Below are 9875 nucleotides of genomic sequence, written 5' to 3' on the forward strand. Positions count from 1 at the left end.
GCCGCATCGACGAACTTCTCCCGTGGAACTTCAAGCCGTCAAGCTGAACCTGAGGTGGGATGCAGCCGCCGCTTACGCTTCGCTTTTTCGACCAGTCAGTCGTATTCCACGGGTTCTGCAAAACGCTTGGTGAGCAGGGTGTGGCTTTTAAATACAAACCCATGAGAACGACCACACCACTTTTTTTGTACGGATTGTCCCGCCGATTATTTCTTCAAAAGAAGATTCAGAATTTTTCTAAGGATCGTTGATTTTTCCTGAGCGACCGCCTGCACAGAGCAGGCTTCTGAAGTGCCCCGCGCTGCGTTCAGCTCTGAAACCAATTTCAGAAGCTCGTCGATCTGTTTATCTCTTGCGGCAATCTCAGCTGGCATTTGGCTTTCGACAACCGCTTTGTAGGCATCTCGGTCAACGATCAGGCTCTGGATCGTCTCACTTGCCACTTGGAAATCATGCTCGAAACTCGCAATCTTTTCATCCAGTTCAGAGACAAGGCGAACAAGCGAGAGATCATTTTTGCGCGAGTCTTGAAACTGGGAAATAGTTGCCTGCGCTTCCTGGCTGTCAATATCCAACTCTTCACCAGCAAGTTTGGTTGCGAAATCATACAACTTTTCAACCTTTACAGGCAGATCCTTAAAATCACCACTTGGGATTATATCGATATTATTGTGATTATCCGCATTGTCTAGAAAGCTCTCAGAATACGTGCGGAAAAGTGCCGAGTTGCGATCAAAGGGGACACCTATAATTTTTGCTATCCGAGAGATTTCAACTGCAGGCGATCTGAGGATATTCTCATAGGAGATTACAACCCTCCGGCCAATCACAGAAGCATTAAGTGCGTCTAATGTGAAAGTGTACCATATCTCGAAACATCGAGTGATGCTAAACCCTGTATAACGTGCCAAAGACCGGGCAACACTCAAGGGATGACGCAGAGCTATGACGTAGTGATCAGCGACATCAATCTGGTGCGCAATGTTGCTCCAGAATGGAATAATTCTTGAAATCTGGGGATCCTTGAGGCCGAACACTTCCTTTTTATCAAGTTTTCTTGTCAACAGGTCAATGCATCTGTCTTCCAGTTCGCGCCCTGCCAAGCAGCGAAGATCGACGGGATTCAAGTCATGCCAGACACTTCCGATCTTTTCGAAGAGCCTATTATTGAAGTCGAATACTTCAAGGTCCTCGAAATACCCCTTTCTGTTGAATTCAGGGTTGGCCTGCATCAGCGTGTCACCTAGATCAACACCAAGAACCTGCAAAGCTCTTGTTATCGCACTTGTTCCACTACGTCCGGCACCTACCACAAAAACGAGTTTTTTCATACTCTTCTATGTCCTGCTGATAGATGAATGCCATATTCTCTGCAGATACAAAACAGAAACATAGAGAAAATGCCAATGGTGTTTCTCGGCGAGAAATTACTTTTCAGAAAGTGAAGCATGTCAGTAAGCTGTCATACCACGGCCCTGAATACGAAAATTGGCTCTTGCGTATAGTAGCCATGATCCGGTTGATCGAAGGCCAGCGCTTCTATTTTGGAAAAGCCGGCGTCTGTGAGTGAATCAACGATATCCCATCCGAAATGTTGGAAGCAGAGAATTCCTTCGGCTCTTACGGGGTCACCGTGATACTCCGGCTCGAGGATGTGAACGATCTCACCATTTTCAATCTTCGCGCGAACAATCGTCTCCTGCCATGACGGCACGAATGGAGCGGTGAAATAAAAACGCCCGCCTGTGCGAAGAACCCGCCGCGTCTCGTGTAGCGCCTTGCGGTAGTCAGGAATATGTTCCAATACCTCGAAAGATAAGACAACGTCGAAATTGTCATCGACAAATGTAAGTTGCGTTGCATCTTCATTGCGGAGGCCGTCCGCGTTGCAACTGCCAAGGGGAACCATATCACCTAGGTATTCGCTTCCCGTCACATGGGAGTAGTAAGCCGCGAAGTATTTAAAAAGTGGCGTCTTTTGCTCTGCAATATAAATACCGACGTCGCGGTCTTTTTCGAAATGCTTGACCGCATCCACAACGGCTCGCATCCGCATATTGAAACCAGTTTTTGGGCAGTTGACAGTCTCGCGCAGATTGTAGGTACCATCCGGCAGCATGAGGGTGCGATCAATCGTGAAGCCGACCTGCTCCTCGGCGGTGACCGAATACCCGGGCAAGGCCGGCAGATTGGTGCCTGCCGCCAACAAGTCTCGCGACAGCGCACCCTTGCAGAACTTGAGCCCTACGGTCTCTTCGGTGTAGCGCAGATAGTCATCAAGCCGTTTCAATACGCGCATTTTTTCCTCATGCCTGCGTGGGAGCGTTCTTGCAAAACCAATCCCAAGTTTCACGCAGCCCCTCCTCCAGAGAGTACTGTGACACAAACCCCAGCCCGTTCAAACGCGAGAGTTCATAGGCGCGATAGTCCTGCCCGTTAGGTTTGGACGGATCCCACTCGATCCGGTCCTCCATGCCGGTTACCCGCGCAAGCGTATCGACGATATCGCGGATCCTGTAGACCGATCCGCTGCCCATGTTGATGGGTCCGCGGCCCGACTCCATGATGCGGCGAACAGCTTCGGCGCAATCGTTCACATAGAGGAAGTCCCGCCGGGCCGAGCCATCGCCCCACACGGAAACCATCCCTCCGTTCTCACGCGCGTGATGGAACTTTGCCACTAGCGAAGGCACGACATGTCCGAAATGGATGTCAAACTTATCACGCGGCCCAAACAAATTGCAGGAGATTACATAGGCCCATTCAAGCCCATGATCGGCCTCATACGCTTCGAGCATGGCGAGCGCCGCGCGCTTTGCATGGGCATAGGCCTCCTCTGCGGGATGCGGGCGACCGAGGAAGATGTCCTCTTCGACCAAAGGCAAACGCGGCGAAGGGTAAGGGTAAACGGCCCCTGTCCCCATCACAGTGATCTTCTTCACACCACTCAAGTGGCTCGCGTGTATCACATTGGTGTTGATCGTAACGTTGTCGTGAAACGACAGTGCGCGGTTCTTCATATTCCCGACGATACCATAGACCCGCGCCGCTGCGTGGAAAACATGGCGGGGTTTCACGCGGTGCAAAAGCGCCTCGGTTGCGTTGCGGTCCATCAGGTCGCAATCCTCTCGACCAATTGGTACAATATCGCTATAGCCCAATTGCGTGAGGTGTGCGACTACTGCCGACCCCACCAACCCGCGCCCGCCGGTCACGAGGATCTTGTCAGATTTTTCCATAGTTGAACGCCTTTCGGGTAATGGGTTCGATCAGTCAGCGCGTCAGAAACGCATCGTCGCTGCGGACCCGGTCACGCCAATAGTCCAGCAAATCCTGCATGGTTCTCTCGAACCCGATCTCTGGTTTCCAGCCAGTATGCGCCTCGAACTTGCGCGTGTCAGGCACCTGAAGATCCGCATCAATTGGCCTCAGACGATCGGGATCCATCCGCACCTCGATATTCTTGACCGATGATAATCCGATCAGCGTATCCAGCATGTCCCGGACGGAACACGTATAAGTGCCGCCGATGTTATAATACGCGCCCGGAACCGGATCCTTGGTCACCAGAAGATAATAGGCGCGCACGGCATCGCGCACATCGGCCCATGTCCTCAACGAGTCCAGATTGCCGACATTGACGACAGGATCGATCTTGTTCTGCTCGATCATGGCGATCTGCTTTGCAAAGGTCGACTCGGCAAAGACATCACCGCGCCGCGGACCTGTATGCGTGAACATGCGGGTCGTCATCACGGTCATGCCATAGGCTTCGGCGTAATAACGTCCGATCAGATCGGTCCCGACCTTGGAAATGGCATAAGGTGAGGCAGGGTGAAAGCCGCATTCCTCATCAATGGGAAGCTTTTCCTTTGGCACTCGCCCGAACACCTCGGAGGAGGCACAGACATGGACCACGGCATCGCTGCGGTATTTACGCAAGGCTCCAAGCAAGCGCTCAGTGCCCTGCACATTCGTGTCCATCGTATCAAGCGGGCTATCGAAAGACGTCTTGGGATAGCTTTGCGCCGCAAGATGAAAAACATAATCCGGTTTGCATTGCTCCACGGCCGCATCGATCGACATCGTGTCGCGCAGATCCGCATAGACCAGATGAATGCGCTGCTTGCGATTGATCGCAGGCACATGATCGTTGATGTTCGACAGAGGACTACGCCACCGCAACATTCCCCAGATCTCCCAGTCGGTATTCTCGATCAGGTAATCCAGCAGGTGCGACCCAACCATTCCGGTGATGCCCGTGATCAAAACGCGCTTTTTTGTCATACTCTTGCCCTCGTGTCAGTCAGCATTCTCAAAGCGAACCCATCCTGTGCCTAAACGATTTCTTTGATACGTGACCCCTCATCCTGCATCGCGATTTTTACCACCGCGTCATCGCCGAAGGTCTCTCTCATTTTCGGGATCACATGATCAGGGGCCAGAAAAACAAAAAACCCGCCGCCCCCGGCCCCTGCCAGTTTTCCGCCATAAGCGCCCAATGACATGGCCTTGTTATAGATGTCATCGAGATGCTGATTGGAGATGGACGCCGAAAGCGACCGCTTAATCTTCCATGTCTCGCTCAGCATTTTACCCAGTTCACGCAGCGCCGCGTCTTCGTTCTGTGTCAAGAACACATCCCGTGCCTCATAAGCCAATGCCTTGATCATACCAAGATCATTATCTACGCTGCCATCGTTCGTTGCCTTGACCTGCTCTTCAAGTATGACAGAGGCCGAACGATAGTGTTTGGTGTGAACCATAACAAGCGAGGCGTTCAGACGCTCCCACAGCCTCGTATTCATCTGGACTGGCGAGATAGAGGTCTGCTGCTTGCGGAACTCATAAAGTGAAAAACCGCCAAAGGCGGCATGATACTGATCTTGGACCCCCACCCGTTCTTGCAACAACTCATATTCCACCCGGATCGCTGCCTGCGCCAGATCGTGTTTCGTAGGAGTGGTGCCCTTCAGATGTCGAACTAGGTTCAGAAAACCCACGGTAAAAGCAGAAGAGCTGCCCAGCCCACTGCCACCGGGAATGTCAGAAATCACGGCAAGATTGAAAGGCACATCATAGCCCTCGTCAAGCAGCACTTCACGGATCACCGGATGATGTACATCTTCTGGGGTGTTGATGGTCTCGACTTTGGAATAGGTCAGACGATAGCGCGTCTCCGCGACCGAGGACATAGGCAAGCAGACAAGGTATATAAACTTGTCGATAGTGCCACCAAGGACAGCCCCGCCTTCGCGCTCGAAATACTCTCGATAGTCAGTACCGCCACCGAAAAGGCTGACTCTGAGCGGAGTTTTCACAATTACTGGCATTCAGCCCAAAATCCTTTTGACTAAGGTATCCATATCGTTCCCCGTGGTCCTGAACCCCTTGAGGCCGTAGTTTTGCGCGGCAAGGATATCGCCTTCCTTGTCTCCTATCATCACGGACTGACCAAGGTCGATCTTCCAGTCGCGGCAGGCCATGTCGAACAAAGCGGTTCCAGGCTTCCGGCAGTCGCATGTCACAGCCAAGTCCTGCACCACTCCTTCGGGATGATGCGGGCAATAATAAAACGCATCTATATGCGCGCCAAAGCTCTGAAGCTTGGCGTTCAACTCGGCGTGGAAAAGATCGACTTGTTCCGCACTATAGAAACCGCGAGCGATCCCCGCCTGGTTGCTGATGACAATAACCAAACGTCCGGATTCGTTGATGGCCCTGATGCCTTCAGCAACGTGAGGAAGTAAACTAAGATCCTCCGGCCTGTGCGTATATCCATCATCCCGATTGATAGTTCCGTCCCGATCCAGGAAAACGGCAGGCCGCGTTTCCCACGCCGGGATCTCAACCTGAGCCTGAGCATAGCTTTCGGGCAGACCAATATCGATAAAGTAACCCTTGAATCGCTTGCCAGATACGCGTCCCCGTTCCACCAGCCCCGGAACGACCTCCGTTTCAAGCGAGACCATCCCCGGTCCGATGTCGTCGACAATGCGCCGCGAAACAATATAGACCCCGCCACTGATCAGGCCTGATTGTCCGGGCAACCCGTTCTTCTCGGCATAACCTTTGACCCGTTCATCAGTTCCCAGCGTCACTTGCCCATAGCGAGAGATATCCTCAACCTCGCACAGCGCAATTGAAAAATCTGTGGTGACAGGATCGAACGTTTGGTGCAGCGCAAGATAATTGAAGTCGAACAGAGAATCTCCGTTCGTGAGCAGAAAAGTGTCGTCCAGAACATGCGCAAATTCCCGTAAGGCGCCTGCGGTTCCAGCGGGACTTCGTTCTTCACAGATCGTGATCCGCAGGCTGGGCACCGGTTTCTCTGCATAGTGTGAGCGGATCACGTCGGCCTTGTGGCGCGACAAAAGCACAACCTCGGATATCCCGTAGCGGGCAATATTCCGCAACAAAATGTCGAGGAAGGGCTCGCCGCCGACATGCAACATCGGCTTGGGTGTCGCAGCGGTCAGACCACCTAGCCTTGACCCGACCCCTCCGACAAGCACTACAGCTTGGCGGAGCATAGCGTTTCCTCAACAATGCCGCAGATAATATGCCCAACCGCGATATGCATTTCCTGAATATAGTTTGTCTGGCGTGACGGCACCATGACCGCTACCTCGGCCAAGTCGCTCATCGGAGATACTGACGCCCCGGTCAGCGCGATACGCTTGATCCCGAGTTCTTCAGCAACTTCGAAAGCCCGCAAGACGTTCCGGCTCTTGCCACTAGTGGACAGACCGACAATGACATCGCCTTTACGCCCGATGCCACGCAACTGACGGGCAAATACATCATCATAGCCATAGTCGTTGCCAATCGCCGTCAACGCCGATGTATCCACCGTCAGCGCAAGCGCCGGCAGAGGATTGCGGTCAAACAGAAAGCGTCCCATCAACTCGGCCGCAAGATGCTGGCTGTCGGCCGCAGACCCGCCATTTCCGCACAAGATGACCTTTCCACCTTCGCGTAGTGACGCAATACACATTGCGGCCGCATCCTCAATATGCGTTCGGGACGCACGCAGGCTTTGGAAATTCGCGACAACCGCTTTTAGATACTGATCAATGTCAATCAAAGACAACCTCCATTTAGACGAAACTAGGTTACATCCGCGGCATGACGGAATGCGCCAAAATACGCTCAAGCTCGTCAGTGCTCTTCCCGTCCGGACGATACTTCAACAACAAGCGGTCCAACTCGGCGGCACTTACTTCATCAAGAACGGCCAGTTCTTTAAGAACAAGCTCTATCTGCTCTGGGTGCTTGAAAAGATCAATAAGATCGTGCCTAACGGCCTCAAGCACTTCAAGATCATCGCATTTGGCGGCGCGTGACAAAATCATCCGCACGGCCAAATACTCGGCAAGGCGGCGCACATCATCCGTCCGCGCCCGAGCTGTCTCCTCATGCCTGCGGAACCGGTTCAGCAGCTCTGGCGTGTAGGCGACCGCTCCTTCCATCATCAGACGACCAACAAAAAGCCAGTCGCCAGCCAGCTTGTATTTCTTGACCTCCGGGGTGAAAGCCGCCTTAAAGGCCGCCGTGTCAATCAAAGCGCTACTCATATTCGGAACAGTCATACCAAAGCGCTGATATCGCCTCAATTCAAAGATACCGTCAGAGACGAAAGCCCGTTTCCAGCGACTGTGATGAAAATTCGACTGGAAGTAATCCGCCGTTTGCCCCAGCGGTTGGCCATACTTGTCCACGATATGAGAGGCAGAGTAGGCAAGTTTAGTGCCGGCCTTCCTGCGCATAAGCTTGACCATCTTCGCAAGGAACATCGGTTCAGCAGCGTCATCGCTTTCGCAGATCCAGATAAGATCTTCGTCGGTATTCTCAGCCGCATACTGCCAGGATGTGAAGGGTGATCCGCTGTTAGCCTCGCGCCGGATATAGGTGAAAGGTACCTCCTCGTTCAGCTCGCGCAGGATGATGTCCGAATTATCAGTGGAATGATCATCTATTACCGAAACGCGGAGCCGGGAATATTCCTGCGCAAAGATAGAACGCAGACGCTCTTCTAGATGCGGTCCATGTTGATACGACGGAACAATAACATGGATACTTGGAAGGCTGACCAAATCTTTTTTTTCAGGAATGTCATAGGTCTCTGCAATGGACTCCCATTTCGAATTCCATGAATAATTCAGCAATGTGACATCTTGGGCCGCTTTCGATAGCTTTTCGCGCAGATCTTGGTTTGTCAGAATAGAAATGACAGCATTGGCAAAGTCGGCAGGTTCCTGAGCAATCAGTATCGACTCGTTCTGGACATAAGCCAGCCCCTCAGCAGCCAATGGCGTTGCGACGCAGGGCACACCCATAACGGAATATTGGTTTGTTTTCCCACGGAATCCGGAACCAGAAAATGCTGGCGCAATTCCAACCGCTGCTTTTGCTATATGCGGCGCCAGCTTTTCCACTTCGCCAACGTGAATGACACCTTTCATACCATCTTGCAAGATATCATCGACAGGCCCACGTCCGATTATGGAGAAAGTATAATCCGGCACTGCATGAAGAACAAGTGGATGCACATTGGTTAAATACCATCTTAAGGCATGGCGATTGGTGTTTGATCCAAAATATGCCACATAGCAAACAGAATTTGGAATCCATTCGTCAAAATAGGTAGTGCTGAATTCTATTTCGGAAACACCAGTCTCAATTGCGATGATGTCACCTTTGACGAACTGCATCACAACATCGCGGTCACTCTCGGACACGCAGACAGTGCGATCAACCGTTTCGATGATCTTGCGTTCGAGAACTCCATCATCGGTGAACGCATCCTCACCGGAACCTACGGACACTTTCCCATCTATGACATCGCGCCGGATCAGGCTTTCCATTGGCGTAAAGATCAGCTTTTGACCCAATTCTCGATAGGACTGCACAACTTCCAGTGGTTGAGGAAACTGAAAATCGACCACGTCGAAGGTTTCGACTCGGCCGGGGCTTTTCCTCAGATACTCTTCCAGGGAGAAATTGAAGTTGTCTGCGATGATTACCCGATCTGCCAGAACCGAAACAAGATCAAGAGGTCCACAGAGATCTTTCATCGCCGAGGTGAACACCTCAACGTAAGTATTCGGGCTGCGCTCCTTCAGTAACTTGATGATATCAAGCATCCGCAGCCCGCCTGCATGACCGATGGATGGAGGATAGGTTGCAATAATCAGAACACGATGGCTTTGACTGCTTGACTCAATTTCATAGCTGATTTTTCCTTGAAGGCTTATGCTATCATCCTGCCTGCCTACTACTTTGACATCACCTTCTTGGCCAGGACTACCCAATAGCTTCCAGCCATTAAAATATTTCTTGTCGATGCCATAGATCAGGCGGTTAGCCCTTTTCAACGCTGACCGGTTTAATTTGCTGCGACGATATGACGAAAAGACTTTTGTCTTACTAGCCTTATGGATCAACCACACCCAAAGATGTAACAAAAAGAGGTTATCCATTAATTTTTGCGAGTTTGACATTCGAGCCATTTTGTTTTTAACCTATTGAGATATATATTTTGCTGCCGATCACATCACGCACCGCTCGAGCCTTAATTGAATTGCCAAATTAGGTCAACGGCTACAGGGCAGAGATTTTGGTAATCGTTACGTCTCGATCAAGGAGCGTGTCCCAAAAAGATTGATCCAGTCGAACCGCGAGGGCAGCGTGCTCATGACCTGCAATGGGTCTTTCATCCAGCCACGACCGGAGCCCGGTTGGTGTTTGCTCTGCCTACGTTTTTTGGACCGCCGGACGTCGGAGTTTCCGGCCTTTTGATCCGCACCCCAGAGCTCTACCGCCCTTAGGCAGAGTTTCCCGGCTTTGCTCAGGGTGACGGGCTGGTGACGCCC

9 protein-coding genes are annotated in these 9875 nt (G+C 51.9%); all 9 read right to left on the reverse strand.

What is annotated here, in order from left to right:
- Nucleotides 1-206: 206 nt before the first annotated feature.
- A complete protein-coding gene (locus tag B6V72_RS18580) occupies nucleotides 207-1331 on the reverse strand; it encodes a sulfotransferase (protein ID WP_146696231.1) in 1125 nt (374 codons plus the stop codon).
- A 131-nt stretch (nucleotides 1332-1462) separates the two neighbouring features.
- Nucleotides 1463-2353 carry a class I SAM-dependent methyltransferase gene (locus B6V72_RS18585; protein WP_146696232.1) on the reverse strand — a complete coding sequence of 297 codons (891 nt, stop codon included), beginning with the start codon at nucleotides 2351-2353 and terminating at the stop codon, nucleotides 1463-1465.
- Nucleotides 2307-3239, reverse strand: a complete 933-nt coding sequence (locus B6V72_RS18590; protein WP_088736326.1) for a GDP-L-fucose synthase — start codon at nucleotides 3237-3239, stop codon at nucleotides 2307-2309. Before B6V72_RS18590 ends, B6V72_RS18585 begins: the two co-directional genes overlap by 47 nt.
- 34 nt (nucleotides 3240-3273) lie before the next feature.
- A complete protein-coding gene (locus B6V72_RS18595; protein WP_088736327.1) occupies nucleotides 3274-4287 on the reverse strand; it encodes a GDP-mannose 4,6-dehydratase in 1014 nt (337 codons plus the stop codon).
- Between the two features lie 50 nt (nucleotides 4288-4337).
- Nucleotides 4338-5333, reverse strand: coding sequence for a hypothetical protein (locus tag B6V72_RS18600; protein ID WP_088736328.1), 996 nt, complete (start codon nucleotides 5331-5333; stop codon nucleotides 4338-4340).
- Nucleotides 5334-6533, reverse strand: coding sequence for an HAD-IIIA family hydrolase (locus B6V72_RS18605; RefSeq protein WP_088736329.1), 1200 nt, complete (start codon nucleotides 6531-6533; stop codon nucleotides 5334-5336).
- Nucleotides 6515-7087 (reverse strand): D-sedoheptulose 7-phosphate isomerase, encoded by a 573-nt coding sequence (locus B6V72_RS18610; RefSeq protein ID WP_088736330.1) that lies wholly within the window; start codon nucleotides 7085-7087, stop codon nucleotides 6515-6517. Before B6V72_RS18610 ends, B6V72_RS18605 begins: the two co-directional genes overlap by 19 nt.
- A gap of 28 nt (nucleotides 7088-7115) precedes the next feature.
- Nucleotides 7116-9503: a glycosyltransferase gene (locus tag B6V72_RS18615; protein ID WP_168173087.1), complete on the reverse strand. Its 2388-nt coding sequence runs from the start codon at nucleotides 9501-9503 to the stop codon at nucleotides 7116-7118.
- Nucleotides 9504-9629: 126 nt separating this feature from the next.
- Nucleotides 9630-9875: hypothetical protein (locus tag B6V72_RS19335; protein WP_206185822.1), on the reverse strand; the 246-nt coding region annotated here is incomplete at its 5' end.

This window comes from Thioclava sp. F34-6 (assembly GCF_002213235.1).
In the GTDB taxonomy this organism is placed as follows: Bacteria; Pseudomonadota; Alphaproteobacteria; order Rhodobacterales; family Rhodobacteraceae; genus Thioclava; species Thioclava nitratireducens.